Genomic DNA, 17,773 nt, shown 5'->3' on the forward strand with positions numbered 1-17,773 from the left:
CGCTCAGTATACACCGACCACCCCCCGGCGCGTCTGCCCGCGTTTGGACGAATGTCGTTAAACGCTTAGGTGGATGCATCGCGTTCATGCTGAGCGCGTAGACTTTTCATCTGCGCCGCCCCGCGCGAGCGCCGTGGCTGTGCTAATATACGGGCCTTTCGTGAACCGATACACGGCGCAAGCGCCGACTAATGAGGTTGATTCAGCCATGGCTAAAACGTCCCTGGACAAGAGCAAGATCAAGATCCTGCTACTCGAGGGCGTCCACCAAAGCGCGGTGGACAATTTTCATAACGCAGGTTACGAGAACATTGAGCACCTGCCGACATCGCTAGATGAAGAAACGTTGATCGAGAAGATCCGCGACGTTCATTTCATCGGCCTTCGTTCGCGCACGCAGCTCACCGAGCGCGTGTTTGCGGCGGCAGAGAAGCTCGTTGGCGTTGGCTGTTTTTGTATCGGGACCAACCAGGTCGATCTGGATGCTGCCCTCAAACGCGGTATTGCGGTCTTTAACGCGCCGTACTCTAACACCCGCTCGGTGGCCGAATTGGTGCTGGCCGAAGCGATCATGCTGCTGCGCGGTATTCCCGAAAAGACCGCCCGCGCCCATGAAGGTGGCTGGCTGAAATCGGCGAAAAATTCTCACGAAGCGCGCGGCAAGACGCTGGGTATCGTGGGTTACGGCAGTATCGGCGCGCAGCTTTCGGTACTCTCGGAGTCGCTCGGTTTTAACGTCATTTATTACGATGTCATCGCCAAGCTGGGCATGGGCAACGCCTCCCAGGTCGGCAGCCTCGAAGAGCTTCTGAGCCGTTCCGATGTGGTCAGCCTGCACGTGCCGGATTTACCCTCGACTCGCTGGATGATCGGCGAGAAAGAGATCGCGGCGATGAAACCCGGCGCGATTTTCATCAACGCCTCGCGCGGTAGCGTGGTCGAGATCGAACCGTTGGCCGAAGCGCTAAAAGCTGGCAAGCTCAACGGCGCGGCGATTGACGTTTTCCCAGTCGAGCCGAAGAGCAACGAAGAAGAGTTTGAAAGCCCACTGCGCGGCTTGGCCAACGTGATTTTGACCCCGCACATTGGTGGCTCGACTTTGGAAGCGCAGGAGAATATCGGCGTCGAGGTCTCCGAGAAGCTAATCACTTACTCTGACAACGGCACCACCGTGACCTCGGTTAACTTCCCCGAAGTGGCACTGCCCGCTCACCCGGACAAACACCGCCTGCTGCATATTCACGACAACGTGCCGGGCGTGCTCTCCGAGATCAACCGCGTGCTGTCGGAGAACGGCATCAATATTTCCGGTCAGTATCTGCAGACCAACGAAAAAGTCGGCTACGTGGTGATCGACGTGGACAAAGCCTACGGCCCGCAGGCGCTAGAAGCGTTGAAGGAAGTCTCGCACACGCTGAAAATTCGCGCGCTCTATTCGGCGCAAAACAGCTAGCTTGGTCCAAAATGACTAAACGCTGAGTGACTTTCGCTGTCATACCTGACGCCCCACTGATGTGGGGCGTCGTTGTTAATGGTCCGCCCTTTACGGGGGCGACAACCAGGAGTTTTACATGCCACACCCTACCGAAACGCCGCCCATTGTGGTCGCGGCGATGTACAAATTTGTCACGTTGGATGATTTTGAAGCGCTGCGCGAGCCACTGCGCCAAACCATGCTGGATAACGGCGTCAAAGGCACGCTGCTACTGGCTAAAGAAGGCATTAACGGCACCGTCGCGGGCACCCGCGAGGGAGTGGAGGCGCTGCTTGCCTGGCTCACCGCCGACCCACGCTTGAGCGATATTCCCCATAACGCGGCGCACTATAAAGAATCGTACTGCGACGAGATGCCGTTTTACCGCACCAAGGTCAAACTCAAAAAAGAGATCGTGACGCTTGGCGTGCCGGGGATCGACCCCAACGATACGGTCGGCACCTACGTCGAGCCCGAGCAGTGGAACGACGTCATCTCCGACCCGGAAGTGCTGGTGATCGATACCCGCAACGATTACGAGGTCGATATCGGCAGCTTCGAAGGCGCAATTGACCCCAAAACAGCGACCTTCCGCGAATTCCCCGACTACGTGCGCGAGCATTACGATCCTACCCGGCACAAAAAAGTTGCCATGTTTTGTACCGGCGGCATTCGCTGCGAAAAAGCCTCCAGCTTTATGCTAAAAGAGGGTTTTGACGAGGTGTACCACCTGAAAGGCGGCGTGCTGAACTACCTGGAAAAAGTCCCTGAAGAACAGTCATTATGGCGTGGCGAATGCTTTGTGTTTGATAACCGCGTCACCGTGCGCCACGATTTAAGCGAAGGCGAATTTGAGCAATGCCACGCCTGTCGCCGACCGATTTCCGCCGAGGACATGCGCTCGCCGGATTACGAGCCGGGCATCAGTTGCCCGCACTGCATCGATTCGCTGCCGGAGAAGACCCGCGCCGCGGCGCGCGAACGCCAGCGCCAGATTGAGTTGGCCATCGCGCGCGGCAAGCCGCACCCGCTTGGGCGCGACCCGCGCGATACCAAGCGATAGAAGAACAATAAGCGATAGGAGAACAATGATAATGACGCAAACAACCGCGGATACGCTGCTAACACGCGACGATAACCAAGGCGTCGTAACCTTGACGCTCAACGCCCCCAAAAGCTTCAACGCGCTTTCGGAAGCCATGCTCGGTGCGCTGCAAAGCGCGCTCAATGAGATCAAAACCGACGACAGCGTGCGCTGCGTGGTGCTCGCCGCCGAAGGTAAAGCCTTTTGCGCCGGGCACGACTTAAAACAGATGCGCGCCAACCCCGATAAGGCCTACTACCAAGCGCTCTTTACCCGCTGCGGCGAGGTGATGAAATCCATCGTCGAGCTGCCCGTGCCGGTGATTGCCAAGGTGCAAGGCATCGCGACCGCTGCGGGCTGCCAATTAGTCGCGAGCTGCGATTTAGCCGTAGCGGCTAAAAGTGCGCGCTTTGCCGTGTCCGGCATCAACGTGGGGCTTTTCTGCTCGACGCCGGCGGTGGCGCTGTCGCGCAACGTGCCGCGCAAGCGGGCGATGGAAATGCTGATGACCGGCGAGTTTATCAACGCCAACACCGCCGCCGAGTGGGGCCTGGTCAACCGTGTCGCCGAGGACGATAACGTGGATGAGGCACTTGCCGCGCTCACCGACAGTATTCGTGCTAAAAGCGCAGTGGCGGTGCGAACCGGCAAGGCCATGTTTGCCCGCCAGCTCGCCATGCCGCTCGATGAAGCCTACGCCTTCGCCGGTGAAACCATGGCCTGCAATATGCTCGCCGACGATGTCGCCGAAGGGATCGATGCGTTTATTGAGAAGCGCCCGCCCGAGTGGAAGCACTGCTAAAGCAGCTCATATCACTTGTGCCTTTTGTTGGAAAGCGTTTCCGTAAACGCGACAGTCGGCGTTAAAGCGGGTTATCCTGGCGCCTTTTGCGCCGTTAGGAGAAACCAGGGTGAGTGAGGTTAAGCGCAGAGTCGCCGGGCGGCCAGCAAGTGCCGCCAAAGCAAGCGGTGGCCATAGTCAATCGTTGGTACGCGGGTTGACGCTATTAGAATTCCTTTCGCAAAGCCCGCGCGGGCTGTCGCTCTCCGAGGTGGCGGAAATGGCGGAACTTGCGCCTTCTACCACCCACCGGCTGCTGCAAGCCCTGCAAAGCCAGGGGTTTATCACCCAGGAGAACGAGCAGGGGCTGTGGCGCATCGATGTCAAAACCTTCCGCATCGGCAATAGTTTTCTCGAAGCGCGGGATTTTGTCGCCACCAGCCGACCGTTTCTGCGCCGCTTAACCCAAGCCACCGGTGAAACCGCCAACCTCGGCATTCGCGACGGTGCCACGGCGGTGTTTCTCGCCCAGCACGAATCCCCCCAGATGATGCGCATGATCACCCGTTTAGGCTCGCGGGCGCCGCTGCACGCCTCCGGCGTGGGTAAAGCGCTACTGGCGTGGATGCCCGCCGATGAGCGTGCGCAGCTGCTCGAAGGGCACGAGCTGGTTCGAGTCACCGACAACACCCTCGCCAACCCCGCCTCGTTGCAAGATGAGATGGCCCGCATTCGCGCCGTTGGCTTTGCCTGCGACCGCGAAGAGCATGCCATTGGCCTGCACTGTGTGGCTGCCTGCATTTACGACGAGCACGGCAGCCCCTTGGCGGCGATTTCGGTTTCCGGCCCCATGGCGCGGATTCCCGAAGCGCGGCTACAGGAGCTCGGCGGTTTGGTGCAGGCCACGGCGGCGGAAATTACCGCGCAGCTGGGCGGCCACGTGCCAGCGTAGTAGCTCTTGGTTAGCCTGTTTTTTATTGCGCTCGCGAGCGCCACGCTCCTGCCCGGCGGCTCGGAAGTGTGGCTGGCGCGGCAGTGGTGCCTGAACGAGCCCGCGCTCGCGCTGTGGGTGGTGGCTACGTTGGGCAATACATTGGGCAGTTTAGTCAACGTGGGGCTTGGGCGTTACGCTCGCCATTTTCAAGACCGCCGTTGGTTTCCCGCCTCAAAACAAGGGCTCGCCCGTGCCGAGCGTTGGTATCACCGCCTGGGCGAATACAGCCTGCTGCTCTCTTGGGTGCCGGTAATTGGCGACCCACTCACCGTGCTGGCCGGCGTGTTTCGCCTGCCGTGGTGGCGCGCACTTTTATGGATTTTGCTGGCGAAGGGCACGCGCTACGCCCTGGTGCTGGTTTTGGCACAAACATGGCTGTTGCCGCTATGCTAGCGCTCGTTAAGGGCGCGAATATCGCAAAACAGCGTGTTAGGCTATCGCGCTATTAGCTTCTCAATGCTCATATTTGAAGCTCGACTTAATAATTTAGTTATAACGGTTTTTAAAGCTCGATTTTAAAAACCAGGTCTTAAAACTCGTTCTTAAAAAAACCGTCTTAACCCCCAGACGTAAAAACAGGTAGCAATAGGGAGATACAGGTGTGACGCGATTACGATTCTTGCCTTGGCTTAGCGTTTGGCTATTCGCGCTCTTAGCGCTGATGGTGACGCCGGCAATGGCACAAACCGCTAGTGAAGCGGGCAATGGTAGTGAAGTCTCTTTAACGAACCTGGCCGACTTGCTGGAAAATGAGCAGTCGCGTCAGGAGTTGATCGACTTGCTGCGAAGCCAAGCGGCTGATGTCTCAAGCGAGGCTGAAGCCGCTGCGGAAGGCAGCGATATGGTAGCCGAAGACGTCTCGCTGCCGCGCCAGCTAGCCCAGCTCACCAGCCGGGTGGTGAGTGATGTCGGCGGGCAGTTAGAGCAATCGGTGGCTATTGTCAGCGAACTGTTCAGCGGCGCTGGCGCCAGCACGTTTGAACTGTCGGCGTTCACGACGGCGGCGATTAACTTGGGGCTGGTGGTTCTGGCCACCTTTGTGCTTTTTATGCTGTTTCGCCGGCTGTGCAAACCGCTATTTGGCAAGATTAGCCTCTGGTCGCAAAACGGCACCGGTTTAACGCCGGTACTGCGGTTGATTGTGTGCGTGGCCGTGGCCGCGTTGGTCGATGTCCTGATCGTCGCCTTTGCTTATGTCGGTGGTAACCTCATTGCCACTTTTGCGGTGGGCGAGAGCGGCGATCTTTCCACCCGCGCGTCGCTATTTCTCAACGCCTTCCTGATGATTGAGCTGATCAAAGCCGCGGTGCGGATGCTGTTTTCTTCGCACTACGAAGGGCTGCGGTTGCTGCCGATTTCTGCGACCGAGGCCTCCTACTGGAACCGCTGGTTGGCGCGCCTTGTCGGCATGGTCGGCTACGGATTGATGGTGGTCGTGCCGCTGGTGAACTTCTACGTGGCGCCCGCCCTCGGCCAAGCGCTGGGCACCTTGGTCATGGTGGCCGCGTTCATTTATGCCGTGGCGGTGATTTTGAAAAACCGCGTGCGCCTGCGCGACAACTTAACCGTAATGTCCGCCAACGCCAGCTTTACCGCTAGCCGCGTGTCGCTACAGCTCTTTGCTCGCAGTTGGCACTTGTTTGCGCTGCTCTACTTTTTGGTGGTGTTTGTTCTGACACTGACGCGTCCGGGTGATGCGCTGCCCTTTGTGATGTTTGCCACACTGAAAACGCTGGTAGCGGTTGTGATAGGGCTTTTGGCCTCGTCATTTCTCACGCAGACCATTGGACGGCGAATTCAGCTTTCGGCGGATATGCGTCGCAAGCTACCGCTGTTGGAAAAGCGCCTAAATAGCTATGTCCCCAACGCCCTGCGGATTCTACGCACAGTGATCGGCATCGCGGTGATCATGGTGGTGCTCGATGCCTGGGGCGCCTTTGATCTGGCGACCTGGTACGCCTCTGAGAGTGGCGCCAACCTAGTCGGGAATCTCACCAGCGTCGCGGTGATTTTGATTTTCGCGCTGGGCGCGTGGCTGGGGCTGGCTAGCCTGATTGAGCACAAGCTCAACCCGGAAACGGGCTACGGTGAACCGTCCGCCCGTGCCAAAACCCTGCTGAGCCTGTTCCGTAACGCACTAGCGATTGCCATGGTGACCATCACCGGCATGATCGTTTTGTCCGAAATCGGCATCAACATCGGTCCGCTGATCGCCGGTGCCGGTGTGCTCGGTTTGGCCATTGGTTTTGGTGCCCAGAAGCTGGTGCAGGATGTCATCACCGGGATCTTTATTCAGGTGGAAAACGCCATGAATACCGGCGATGTGGTCACGGTGGGCGGCATTACCGGCACCGCCGAGAAGCTGAGCATTCGTTCGGTGGGGATCCGCGATCTCTCTGGCACCTTCCACTTGATTCCGTTCTCGAGCGTGGACACCGTGTCCAACTACATGCGCGAATACGGCAACCACGTGGGTGAGTACGGCATCGCCTACCGCGAGAGCATCGATGACGCCGTGGATCAGCTTAAACTGGCCTTTGAAGACTTGAAAGCCAGTGAAGAGCACGGTCACAAGCTGCTGGATGAACTAACCGTCGCCGGTGTCACGGCGCTGGCAGATAGCTCGGTGAATATCCGCGTGGTGATCAAGTCCACGCCGGGCGACCAGTGGGCCGTGGGCCGCGCCTACAACCGCTTGGTGAAACTGCGCTTCGATGAGGCCGGCATCGAGATTCCGTTTCCGCATACCACGCTCTACTTCGGCGAGGACAAAGAAGGCAACTCACCGGCGGCGAATGTGCGGGTGCTTCAGGCCCAGGGTGATCGCACGACCTCCCAAGCGATCAGCCACGACGATCCGGAGCACGGTGTGCAAACCTCCGCCGAGGATGATCACACCAAACCCACCGACGATGACGTGTCCTAAATCGCCACGTTCGGTACGCAAAACGGGCCGCCCAATGGGGTGGCCCGTTTTGTTTGATGCGCGGTTTGTTTTGGCGTTTATTGGGGAGTTAAGCGTGTGAGCTTGAGAGATAGTTCTCCGAGTGGCGCCCCTCCACGTTGATCGATTCGCCGCCATCGACAAACAAAATCTGCCCGGCCACAAAGGGGTTCTCCAGCAAATAGTGAAGCGCGGCCACGAGATGCTCCGGGTCGCCTTGGCGCTTGGCGGGAATACCGTCGATGCGCCACTGAATATAGTCGCTGGTGCGCTGCGAAGCGGGCAGCACCACCCCGGGGGCGATGCCGTTGATGCGGATACGCGGGGCAAACTCCAAGGCCGCCATGCGGGTCATCTCGGCCAGACTCTTTTTAGATAATAAATACGCTGCATAGGGGTACTGGTGGTAAGCGATTTTGTTATCGATGATGTTGACCACGCAGCCCTCTTCGACGGCCTCGGCAAAGTGGCGCGTGAGCAACAGCGGGGTGAACATATTGACGCGAAACTGCGTTTCCAGCATGCCCAAATCCGTGTCGGCAAGCTTCGCGGGCTCGTACGCCGAGGCGCTGTTAACCAGCAAACTCAAGCCGGTAAAGCGTGTTTTAACGTTTCTTATCAACGTGCCAAGATCGTCTTCGGGGGCATCGCTTAAAAAGTTGCAGGCGAAGACCTCGCACGCGCGGCCTTTGTCACGAATGCCTTGAGCGACCTCGTCGGCCTCATGGCGCGAGCTGTTCACGTGCAGGGCGATATCGTAGCCGGCGTCCGCCAGCGCTTCGGCAAAGTGGCGGCCTAGGCGTGTAGCGCCCCCGGTTACCAGTGCAGCGTTTGCGCTCATGTCAGTGTCCTCATGGCAAATGTCTTTATCACGATGGTTTTATCGTAGAAACCGCTACTCTCTGCGGCAGGATGGCCGTTGTCAATAAGTTGTACAGCACTTTCACAAACAGGGCTTGCACAAAAAAGAGGAAGCGCTAGGCTAGTAATCCAACCATACCACCCGGCCATGCCAAGGATGTTTTTATGCCTCACGCTTCAGCGACGTCTCCCACCTCAATGGCTACGCCGCCGCGGCACGAGTGCGTGATTTCGGTGGGCTCGAACATCGACCCCGAACATCACTACGCGCAGGTGATCGAGATTCTTAACCGAGAGTGCGAGCTGATCGCCCACACCACGCCCATTCTCACCACGCCGGTGGGCTATCAGGCGCAGCCGGATTTTCTCAATAGCGCGGTGCTAGTGGCCACATCGCTCACCCGGGCGGACTTCAAAGCGTATCTTAAGCGCGTGGAGGACCGGCTAGGCCGTGAGCGCGGGCCGATTAAATCCGGCCCTCGGACGATGGATTTGGATATCGTCGCCTGGGATGGCGAAGTAATCGACGATGGCTACTACCAGCACGCCTACGTGCGCGAACCGGTCGATGAGCTGCTAGCCGAAAGCGGCCGCACGCTGAGCGATGGGTGTTGACACTTGATGTTGGTGAGGTGATAGGCCCGTATCTGGCGATCAACGTGGCATTCGGTAGGTGGTCAATAACAGATAGCGTATATAATCGCTAACGTGAACAAAAGAAAAGGGTGATTTTATAAACGTGTTCAGTGGTGCATGCTGAGACTAGGTCTCATAGCGATGGAGCTGGACACATGTTTGGACTAAAAAGCAAGACACCCCTGCAAGCCTCGGAGGACGCGACAAAAGAGCGCTCCTCCACTACCGAGCTTAACCAGCATTACTGGATGCCGTTCAGCTCGAATCGCGATTTCCGCGCCAATCCGCGGGTAATTACCGGTGCGGAAGGCCGCTATTACATTGATGATCAGGGCCGTAAGCTGTTCGATTCGCTGTCCGGCCTCTGGACCTGCGGCGCGGGCCATAACCGCGAAGAGATCCAGAAAGCCGTGGCCGCGCAGTTGGGCAGCCTCGACTTTGCCCCCGGCTTTCAGATTGGCCACCCGCTGGCCTTCAAGCTTGCGGAAAAGGTCGCAAGCCTCACGCCGACCGGTCTGGATCATGTCTTCTTTACCAACTCCGGCTCGGAAGCCGCCGACACCTCAGTCAAGATGGCCAAGGCCTACTGGCGGTTGAAAGGCAAACCGGAGAAGACCCGCATGATTGGTCGGGCCAAGGGCTACCACGGGGTGAATATCGGCGGCACTAGCCTCGGCGGCATTGGCCCCAATCGTAAGCATTACGGCCCGTTGATGGACGTGACGCACCTGCCGCACACGCTCCAGGCGGGTCATGCCTTCACGAAAGGCCAGGCGGACACCGGCGCTGAGCTCGCCGATGCGCTGCTCGATCAGATCGCGCTCCACGACGCCTCGACCATCGCGGCTGTTATCGTCGAACCGATGTCCGGCTCGGCGGGGGTGATCGTGCCGCCCAAAGGCTACCTGGATCGGCTGCGCGAGATCTGCACCGCCCACGATATCCTGTTGATTTTCGACGAGGTGATCACCGCCTTTGGGCGCAGCGGCGCCACCACCGGTGCCGAAGCCTTTGGCGTGACGCCGGATATCATGAACGTGGCGAAGCAGATCACCAACGGCGCTATCCCCATGGGGGCGGTGATCGCCTCCAGCGAGATATTCGACACCTTCATGCACGCGGGCGGCCCCCAGCACGCGGTTGAATTCCCCCACGGCTATACCTACAGCGCCCACCCGGTGGCCTGCGCCTCGGGGCTCGCTGCGCTTGAAATGATGGAGCGTGACAACTTCCCCGCTCAGGTGAATGCCATTGCACCCACCTTTGAGCAGAAGCTGCACGCGCTGAAAGGCCGTAACCATATTGTCGATATTCGTAACTACGGCCTGGCCGGGGCGATTCAGCTAACGCCCCGCGACGGCGACCCAACGATCCGCCCTCGCGATGCGCACATGGCGCTCTGGGAGGCAGGCTTCTACGTGCGCTACGGCGGCGACACGCTGCAGTTTGGCCCTCCGTTTGGCACCACCGAAGCCGAGCTGGAGCGCCTGTTCGACGCGGTGGCGACCACCCTAGATTCGCTGGCATAAATTATTTCGGAGAGTAGAACATGAGTGTTGTTTCCCACCTGATTAACGGTGAGCTGGTTGAAAGTCAGCGCACGCTGGACGTGACCAACCCTTCCACCGGCAAGGTGATCCGCCAGGTGGCGGATGCCGATGCCGCCGACGTGGAACGCGCGATTGCCGCCGCCCAGGCGGCGTTTCCCGCTTGGCGCGATACGCCGCCCGCCAAGCGCGCCCAGGTCATGTATCGCTTCAAACAGCTGCTCGAAGATAACGCCGACCGCCTGGTGCAGCTGGTCAGTGAAGAGCACGGCAAAACCCCGGAAGACGCCATGGGCGAGCTCAAGCGCGGCATCGAGAACGTCGAGTACGCCTGCGGCGTGCCGGAGCTTTTAAAAGGCGAGTACTCCCACAACGTCGGGCCGGGAATTGATGCATGGTCCAACTTCCAGCCATTGGGCGTGGTGGCGGGCATTACCCCGTTTAACTTCCCCGCCATGGTGCCGCTGTGGATGTACCCCATGGCCATCGCCTGCGGTAACACCTTTATTCTCAAGCCGTCAGAGAAAGATCCTTCGGCCTCTCACGCTGTGGCGGAATTGCTGTTAGAGGCAGGTTTGCCCAAAGGCGTGATGAACGTGGTGCACGGCGGTCGCGAAGCGGTAGAAACGCTGCTGGATGCCAAAGCCGTTAAAGCGATTTCGTTTGTTGGCTCAACGCCGATTGCCGAGACCATCTATAGCCGTGGCTCGGCGGCTGGCAAACGTGTTCAGGCACTGGGCGGGGCGAAAAACCATGCCGTGGTACTGCCGGATGCGGACCTGGAAAACGCCGCCAACACGCTGATGGGCGCGGCATTTGGCAGCTGTGGCGAGCGCTGCATGGCGATTTCGGTCGCCGTATGTGTGGGCGACGAAACCGCCAATCGACTGGTGGAAACCATGCTGCCCAAAATCGCCCACCTCAAAGTGGGCCCGGGCACCGAGAAAGGCCTGGATATGGGGCCGCTGGTCACCGCCGAGCACCGCGATAAGGTGCTGGGCTTTATCGAAGACGGCGTGAAAGCTGGCGCGACGCTGGTCGCTGATGGGCGTAAGCTGACAGTGCCGGGCCATGAAGAAGGTTACTTTGTCGGCGGCTGCCTGTTCGATAACGTCACCGCCGAGATGCGCATTTACCAGGAGGAGATCTTCGGGCCGGTGCTGTGTGTTGTTCGGGTGGGTAGCCTGGATGACGCCATGCAACTGATCAACGACCACGAGTATGGCAACGGCACCTGCCTGTTCACCCGCGATGGCGAAGCCGCCCGCCGCTTTACCGATGGCATCGAAGTTGGCATGGTCGGGGTCAACGTACCGCTGCCGGTACCCGTGGCCTACCACAGCTTTGGTGGCTGGAAGCGCTCGCTGTTCGGCGACCTGCACGCCTACGGGCCTGACTCGGTGCGCTTCTATACCCGCCGCAAAGCCGTGTCTCAGCGCTGGCCATCGGCGTTTGAAGCAGTGCATGCAGATTTTAATTTCCCTTCGTAAGCAGTTTAAAAGATGCGGGCTCTACTGAGTCCGCGGTTTATTCAGGAGATGGAGAGAACTTATGTTTGGTTTGCCGACTTCAACATCGTGGTTGGTGCTAGGTGTGCCCATTTTTTGGGTTTTGTACACATTGGGTTTTTTATGGAAAACGCGCAATTGGCCGGGGCTGAAGCGATCTGAAAAAGGAAATATAAAATAAACCAGTCTCCTAGCAGTACAATTTAACAATTAAGGAGCTACTAATGGACTTAACCGTTTTACTTTTCTTACTTCTCTATTTTTTGGGTATGTTAGCTGTTGGCGTTATATCTATGCGCCGCGGCGGAGCAAGTTCAATGGAGGGATATTATTTAGGTGGTCGTAATGTCGGGCCGCTTGTCACGGCAATGACAATGCAATCCACTTCAATGAGTGGCTATATGTTTTTGGGAGCAGGCTCTCTGGGCTATACACAAGGCTATTATGGCTTTTGGTATGCCGCTGGTGATATTGGTGGTGGTGTAGTCAATCTTTCAGTGCTTGGTCGAAAAATGCGTAAGCTATCCCAAATAATGGGTGCCCTTACATCGATTGAATATTTAGAAAAGCGATATCCAAGCAAATGGGTAAGGCTGTTTGCCGCCGTACTATCCGTATTTTTATTAGGCGCTTATGTATTAGCGCAATTTATCGCCGGTGGTAAAGGTTTGGAGTTGGTCACTGGACTGCCTTATGAAGCTGCTTTAGCCATTGCAGTAGCTGTTATTTTGGCTTACACCCTAATGGGTGGTTATGGCGCTGTCGCTTATACTGATTTGTTGCAAAGTTTTGTGATGATCATTGGTATCGTCTGGATTTTGATTGCGACTTTACAAGAAGTAGGTGGTTTTACAGCAGCTAACGAGGCACTAGGCTCATTGGATCCAACATTGCTTTCTGTGTGGGGGCGTGACTTAGCTTATGAGGGTCAATGGGGGATCGTACTTGGGGCGCTATTGATTTTTTCGATTGGTTATATGGGCTGGCCGCATGTAGTGACACGGCATATGGCTATGCGTAACCCGTTCCATGCTCGCCGTGCGGGTGTTTATTCCACGCTGTGGAACCTGATTTTTGTAAGTGCCCCTTATATTTTAGGCGTGCTGGCAATTTTAGTATTGCCGGACCTTGACGATCCTGAACAAGCCATTTTTGCTTTGGCTCAAAACCTTCTTCCTTCTGCAGTAGTGGGCATTGTCATGGCTGCTATAATGGCAGCCATCATGTCAACTGCAGACTCTATCTTGTTACAGACTGGTAGCATCGCTGCTCGTGATTTATACGAACGATTCATCAACCCCAATATGAAAGAAGTTCAGATGGTTCGTGTTTCACAAATCATTGTGCTCCTGGTGGGCATTGCATGCGGTCTAATAGCTTTATTTGAACCGCCAGCTGTGTTTGCGGTGGTTGTTTTTACTACTTCTGTTCTAGGTAGTGCTTTTCTGCCAGCCTACGTTTGCGCAGTGTGGTGGGAAAAGGCTAATACGCCGGGAGCGTTGTCTTCTATGATTGTTGGGAGCGGCGTGGCATTTATCTGGCAATACTTCCAGCTTGATGGTGTGACAGAAATTCACCCAATGCTTGCCGGTTTAGTATTATCTAGTCTGACAATGTTTTTGGTTAGTTTGTTAACACAGCGCAGCCATCCTGTTCCAGAACATATTTTAACTGCGATTAGGGAGACTGATGAGTTAAGGCCATTGCCAAACCGATTAAAGGCCCAGCAAGATTTTGCTTTAGCAAATGAGGCTTATTGTGTGAGCTATTCTTCGGGAGGGCGATAGCTATGTCTCATCAAGGTATCGTTTCTGCTAATTGTGAAATGGAAGAAGAGGTTTGGTTGGAAGCTAGGCTTGCTCAGGATGACGTAAATAAACGCGTGGCTATGATTAATAGGGCCTTTCAGATGACTCGCTTGCAGGCTGTAGGGTTTCCGTATCTGGTAGTCGCTTTTTGCTGGCATTGGCGACGCTTTGGGATTTTACGGCACGGATTGTTGCACTGTGCTGTTGATCGCTGCCAGGGCACTAGTATTACGATGGAACAGCTACCTCTTGGTGCTCCTATTGCTGATGCCGAACTTGTCCAACCGAGGCTGGATACCGGCTTGCTTCATCAAAAGGCTTACCGGCACGTCACCCAAGCCCGCCGACATCATTTGAAACAGCGTCAAGCTACATCTTTACACGTCTCATCAGCACGATTAATCCGTAAACCGCTTTGGAAAGTAGACGTTTCACACGCCAAATACGGTGAAATGGCTCTGCTTCTTGATGGCCTTACTGGAGGTTATTATGTAATGCCTTGAGTACCGCTATCGTTTTATTTGACGTAGCATTACTTACTGCTTCATCTTCTCAGCACCATCGCCCGGCGGTGGTGCTTTTTTTGGTGCGTACTTCAGGCGTAAAAGGGACGAGGACAGCGTGGCGAGAACCCAGGACGAAATTCGGCAAACCAACGTAAAAAAGATTCTCCAGGCGGCCGAGCAACTGTTTGCTGAAAAGGGCTACGCAGGCGCTTCCATGGGGGAGATCGCCCAACTGGCCGATATTCCCAAATCCAACGTTCACTATTATTTCGCGACCAAAAAAGCGCTTTACCAGGATGTATTGCTGGAGCTTTTGGAGGTGTGGAAGCAGGATGCGCTGTGCTTTGAACTCTACGATGACCCCCGCGTGGTGCTCACCAGCTATATTCGCGCCAAGATGAACCACTCGCGTAACCGCGCCCACGGCTCCAAGGTGTGGGCGGCCGAGGTGATGCAGGGCGCGCCGATTCTCAGGGAGTGCCTGCGCGACAACCTTTATGAATGGACCAAGCTCAAAGAGGCCAAGATCAGCGAATGGATTGAGACAGGCCAGATCAACCCCGTCGAACCTTCCTACCTGCTCTATATGATCTGGGCCTCGACCCAGCACTACGCCGACTTCGACTATCAAATCTACCTGCTCAACGATGATCAACCCCTCGACGAACTGCAGTTCGAAAAAGCCGTACAGTCAGTCACCACAGTGATCTTAAGGGGAATTGGATTGACGGCGTAGTGCTTGTCCCGGAAGCGCTGCTCGTTCTTGTGGAATTGAATCCCTGGTTTGCCGATGAGGTGAGCCGCCCGACCAGTGAATAACTCACCATGGAATTATTCACTGGTACAAGGCACGAGGTGTTGTCAACTCGCCGCCCGGAAGGGGTTGCGCGGGTCGTCATCCCAGGCGAGGAAGGGCTTGCCGGTTTCCTGGGGCACCATGGTGATGCAGTTTTCCACCGGGCAGGTGATCTGGCACAGGTTGCAGCCCACGCACTCCTCTTCTATCACTTCGTAGCGGCGCGCGCCGTCCTTTTCGGTGAGCTTGGCGATCGACTGGTGGGAGGTATCCTCGCAGGCGATATAGCAGCGGCCGCACTCGATACACAGGTCCTGGTCGATCTTGGCGATGGTCTTGAAGTTGATATCCAGGTGCTTCCAGTCGGTGGTCTGGGGGATCGCCTTGCGCGAGAACGCCTCAATCGACTCGTAGCCTTTTTCCGCCATCCAGCGGGAAAGCCCGTCTTTCATCTCCTCCACAATGCGAAAGCCGTTGAGCATCGCCGCGGTACACACCTGCACGCTTCCCGCCCCCAGGGCGATAAACTCTGCCGCATCCCGCCAGGTGGAAATGCCGCCAATGCCGGAAATGGGCAGCGTTGGCGTGGCCGGGTCGCGGGCGATTTCCGCTACCATGTTCATGGCGATGGGTTTGACGGCGCTGCCGCAGTAGCCGCCGTGGGTACTTTGATGGCCGACGGTGGGTTTGGCGACCATATTGTCCAGGTCGATACCGGTGATCGAGTTAATGGTATTGATCAGCGACACCGCATCGGCGCCGCCCCTTAGTGCTGCCTGAGCGCCCACGCGAATATCGGTGATATTAGGCGTGAGTTTGACGATCACCGGTTTGGAGTAGTGCTTCTTGCACCAGTAGGTGACTTTCTCGATCAGGTCCGGGTTCTGGCCTACCGCCGCACCCATGCCGCGTTCGGGCATGCCGTGGGGACAGCCCAGGTTGAGCTCGATACCGTCCGCGCCGGTGGCTTCCACGCGCGGCAGAATATAGGCCCAGGCTTCTTCATTACAGGGCACCATGATGGAGACGATCAGCGCGCGGTCGGGCCAGTCCTTCTTCACCTGGGTGATTTCTTCGAGATTGACCTCCAGCGAACGGTCGGTTATCAGCTCGATGTTGTTAAAGCCGATCACCTCGCGGTTCTTGCCGTAGTGGGCCGAATAGCGCGACGACACGTTCACCGCGGGCGGCTCTTCGCCAAGGGTTTTCCACACCACGCCGCCCCAGCCCGCTTCATAGGCGCGTACCACATTGTAGGCTTTGTCGGTAGGCGGGGCGGACGCCAGCCAGAAAGGGTTGGGGGCTTTGATGCCGGCGAAATTGACCGATAGATCAACGCCGTTGACCACGCTATCGCCGCTGTCGTGCTTGCCCGGTGGGGTAAAGTTTAAGGTGTTCATGCGGCCTCCTGCTTGGCGACGAGCGCCTGATGAATGGCGTGGGCGGCAAGCTTCCCGTGCTGTACGGCCTGAACGGTGAGATCCTGGCCGGGTTTTACACAGTCACCCCCGGCGTAAACATTGGGCAGCGAGGTGCGCAGCATGTCATCCACCTGGATGCGCTCGCCGTCGCGGGCGAGTTCGGCGGCAGTGGCGTCGCGAAGGCTTGCCCCCTCAAAGCCCTGACCGATCGCCTTGAAGATGGCGTCGGCGGCAATCTCGAAGGTGTCGCCGGTAGCCGTCAATTGCCCCGCTTTTTCCTGGGTCTTGGCAAAGCGCATGCCGGCCACCCGGCCTTGGCTGTCCAGCAGGATGTCGTCGGGCTGCGCCCAGGTGATCATGCGCACACCGTTGGCTTTGGCAATCTCCTGTTCGTGGACGGTGGCGGACATCGCCTCGACGCCGCGGCGGTAGACCAGCGTCACCTCGGTGGCGCCCAGGCGGGCCATTTGGGTGGCCATGTCGATGGCGGTATTGCCTGCGCCAATCACGATGCAACGTTTGGCGACCGCAAGGCTGCCCAGATCGTCGGTTTGGCGCAGGGTCTTGATGTAGTCCACGGCGGGCATTAGGCCGGGCGCTTCATCGCCGGCTAGCCCCAAGGCGCGGCTGGTGCCCAGGCCCAGGCCGAGAAATACGCTGTCGTACTGCTGATGCAGGGCGGCCAGTTCCAGGTTATCGCCCAGGCGCTGGCCGTACTGGATATCGATGCCGCCGATCTCGAGTAGAAACTCAACTTCTTTACGGGCGAAGTCGTCGGTCATCTTGTAGCGGGCGATGCCGTACTCGTTCAGTCCGCCGGGCTTTTGCTCGGCTTCAAAGATGGTCACCTGATGACCGAGCATCGCCAGTCGATGCGCGCAGGAGAGCCCGGCCGGGCCGGCGCCGACCACAGCCACATGCCGGCCGGTAGAAGTGGCGCGTTTGAAGGGGTGGTCGTCGAACTGCATATGGTCGGTGGCGTGACGCTGTAGCAAACCGATCAGCACCGGCTGGCATTCGGCGTCGTGATTACGCACGCAGCTACGCTCGCAGAGAATTTCCGTTGGGCATACCCGGGCGCAACTGCCGCCCAGGATATTGGCTTCCAGGATGGTTTCCGCCGCGCCGTTGATGTTGTTTTCGCTAATCTGGCGAATAAAGCTCGGGATGTCGATCTCCGACGGGCAGGCCTCCACGCAGGGCGCATCGAAGCAGTAGAGACAGCGCTGACTTTCGATCATCGCCTGGCGATGGGTCAGCGGCGGGTGTAGATCGCTAAAGTTGCTTGCCAGCGTAGCCGGCTCAAAGGTGCCGACCTCTTTTGCGCTGGGTAGGTGGTTCAGTGGGCTAGTCACAGTAGAGCCTCCGCTGTTGTTATGGGCACAGCTGTTGGTCTTGGCCGTTCTTTCTTGT

15 protein-coding genes are annotated in these 17,773 nt (G+C 57.5%); 12 read left to right on the forward strand and 3 right to left on the reverse strand.

What is annotated here, in order from left to right; translation table 11 throughout:
* Positions 1-208: 208 nt before the first annotated feature.
* The 6 genes from serA (at position 209) to ybiO (ending at position 7,259) form a co-directional block, all read left to right on the forward strand.
* Positions 209-1,453 carry a phosphoglycerate dehydrogenase gene (gene serA / locus HZS81_RS10600; protein WP_179930526.1) on the forward strand — a complete coding sequence of 415 codons (1,245 nt, stop codon included), beginning with the start codon at positions 209-211 and terminating at the stop codon, positions 1,451-1,453.
* Positions 1,454-1,571: 118 nt separating this feature from the next.
* A complete protein-coding gene (gene trhO, locus HZS81_RS10605) occupies positions 1,572-2,537 on the forward strand; it encodes an oxygen-dependent tRNA uridine(34) hydroxylase TrhO (protein WP_179930527.1) in 966 nt (321 codons plus the stop codon).
* A 31-nt stretch (positions 2,538-2,568) separates the two neighbouring features.
* On the forward strand, positions 2,569-3,360 hold the full coding sequence (locus tag HZS81_RS10610) for an enoyl-CoA hydratase (protein WP_179930528.1): 792 nt from the start codon (positions 2,569-2,571) through the stop codon (positions 3,358-3,360).
* A gap of 109 nt (positions 3,361-3,469) precedes the next feature.
* Complete coding sequence (locus HZS81_RS10615; protein WP_179930529.1) at positions 3,470-4,291, forward strand: IclR family transcriptional regulator domain-containing protein; 822 nt, start codon at positions 3,470-3,472, stop codon at positions 4,289-4,291.
* A gap of 6 nt (positions 4,292-4,297) precedes the next feature.
* A complete protein-coding gene (locus tag HZS81_RS10620; protein ID WP_179930530.1) occupies positions 4,298-4,726 on the forward strand; it encodes a YqaA family protein in 429 nt (142 codons plus the stop codon).
* Positions 4,727-4,934: 208 nt separating this feature from the next.
* On the forward strand, positions 4,935-7,259 hold the full coding sequence (ybiO, locus tag HZS81_RS10625; RefSeq protein ID WP_179930531.1) for a mechanosensitive channel protein: 2,325 nt from the start codon (positions 4,935-4,937) through the stop codon (positions 7,257-7,259).
* A gap of 88 nt (positions 7,260-7,347) precedes the next feature.
* Here ybiO and HZS81_RS10630 read toward each other — a convergent pair whose 3' ends face one another.
* Positions 7,348-8,118, reverse strand: coding sequence for an SDR family oxidoreductase (locus HZS81_RS10630; RefSeq protein ID WP_179930532.1), 771 nt, complete (start codon positions 8,116-8,118; stop codon positions 7,348-7,350).
* Positions 8,119-8,303: 185 nt separating this feature from the next.
* Here HZS81_RS10630 and folK point away from each other — a divergent pair, with 185 nt between their 5' ends.
* From folK to HZS81_RS10660, 6 genes are all read left to right on the forward strand, one after another.
* Positions 8,304-8,753: a 2-amino-4-hydroxy-6-hydroxymethyldihydropteridine diphosphokinase gene (gene folK / locus HZS81_RS10635; protein WP_179930533.1), complete on the forward strand. Its 450-nt coding sequence runs from the start codon at positions 8,304-8,306 to the stop codon at positions 8,751-8,753.
* 176 nt (positions 8,754-8,929) lie between these two features.
* Positions 8,930-10,303: an omega-aminotransferase AptA gene (gene aptA, locus HZS81_RS10640; protein ID WP_179930534.1), complete on the forward strand. Its 1,374-nt coding sequence runs from the start codon at positions 8,930-8,932 to the stop codon at positions 10,301-10,303.
* A 20-nt stretch (positions 10,304-10,323) separates the two neighbouring features.
* Positions 10,324-11,811, forward strand: coding sequence for a CoA-acylating methylmalonate-semialdehyde dehydrogenase (locus tag HZS81_RS10645; protein WP_179930535.1), 1,488 nt, complete (start codon positions 10,324-10,326; stop codon positions 11,809-11,811).
* A 242-nt stretch (positions 11,812-12,053) separates the two neighbouring features.
* Entirely contained in the window at positions 12,054-13,616 is a 1,563-nt protein-coding gene (locus HZS81_RS10650) for a sodium/proline symporter (protein ID WP_179930536.1), read from the forward strand.
* Positions 13,617-13,618: 2 nt separating this feature from the next.
* Positions 13,619-14,140 (forward strand): hypothetical protein, encoded by a 522-nt coding sequence (locus tag HZS81_RS10655; protein ID WP_179930537.1) that lies wholly within the window; start codon positions 13,619-13,621, stop codon positions 14,138-14,140.
* Positions 14,141-14,258: 118 nt separating this feature from the next.
* Complete coding sequence (locus HZS81_RS10660) at positions 14,259-14,879, forward strand: TetR family transcriptional regulator C-terminal domain-containing protein (RefSeq protein ID WP_179930538.1); 621 nt, start codon at positions 14,259-14,261, stop codon at positions 14,877-14,879.
* A gap of 125 nt (positions 14,880-15,004) precedes the next feature.
* On the opposite strand, the gene preA is transcribed toward HZS81_RS10660, so the two are convergent.
* Together preA and HZS81_RS10670 are read right to left on the reverse strand one after the other, a co-directional pair.
* Positions 15,005-16,339: an NAD-dependent dihydropyrimidine dehydrogenase subunit PreA gene (preA, locus tag HZS81_RS10665; RefSeq protein ID WP_194249348.1), complete on the reverse strand. Its 1,335-nt coding sequence runs from the start codon at positions 16,337-16,339 to the stop codon at positions 15,005-15,007.
* Complete coding sequence (locus HZS81_RS10670) at positions 16,336-17,715, reverse strand: FAD-dependent oxidoreductase (protein ID WP_179930567.1); 1,380 nt, start codon at positions 17,713-17,715, stop codon at positions 16,336-16,338. Before HZS81_RS10670 ends, preA begins: the two co-directional genes overlap by 4 nt.
* Positions 17,716-17,773: the final 58 nt, after the last annotated feature.

The organism is Vreelandella salicampi (assembly GCF_013415105.1).
GTDB lineage: Bacteria > Pseudomonadota > Gammaproteobacteria > Pseudomonadales > Halomonadaceae > Vreelandella > Vreelandella salicampi.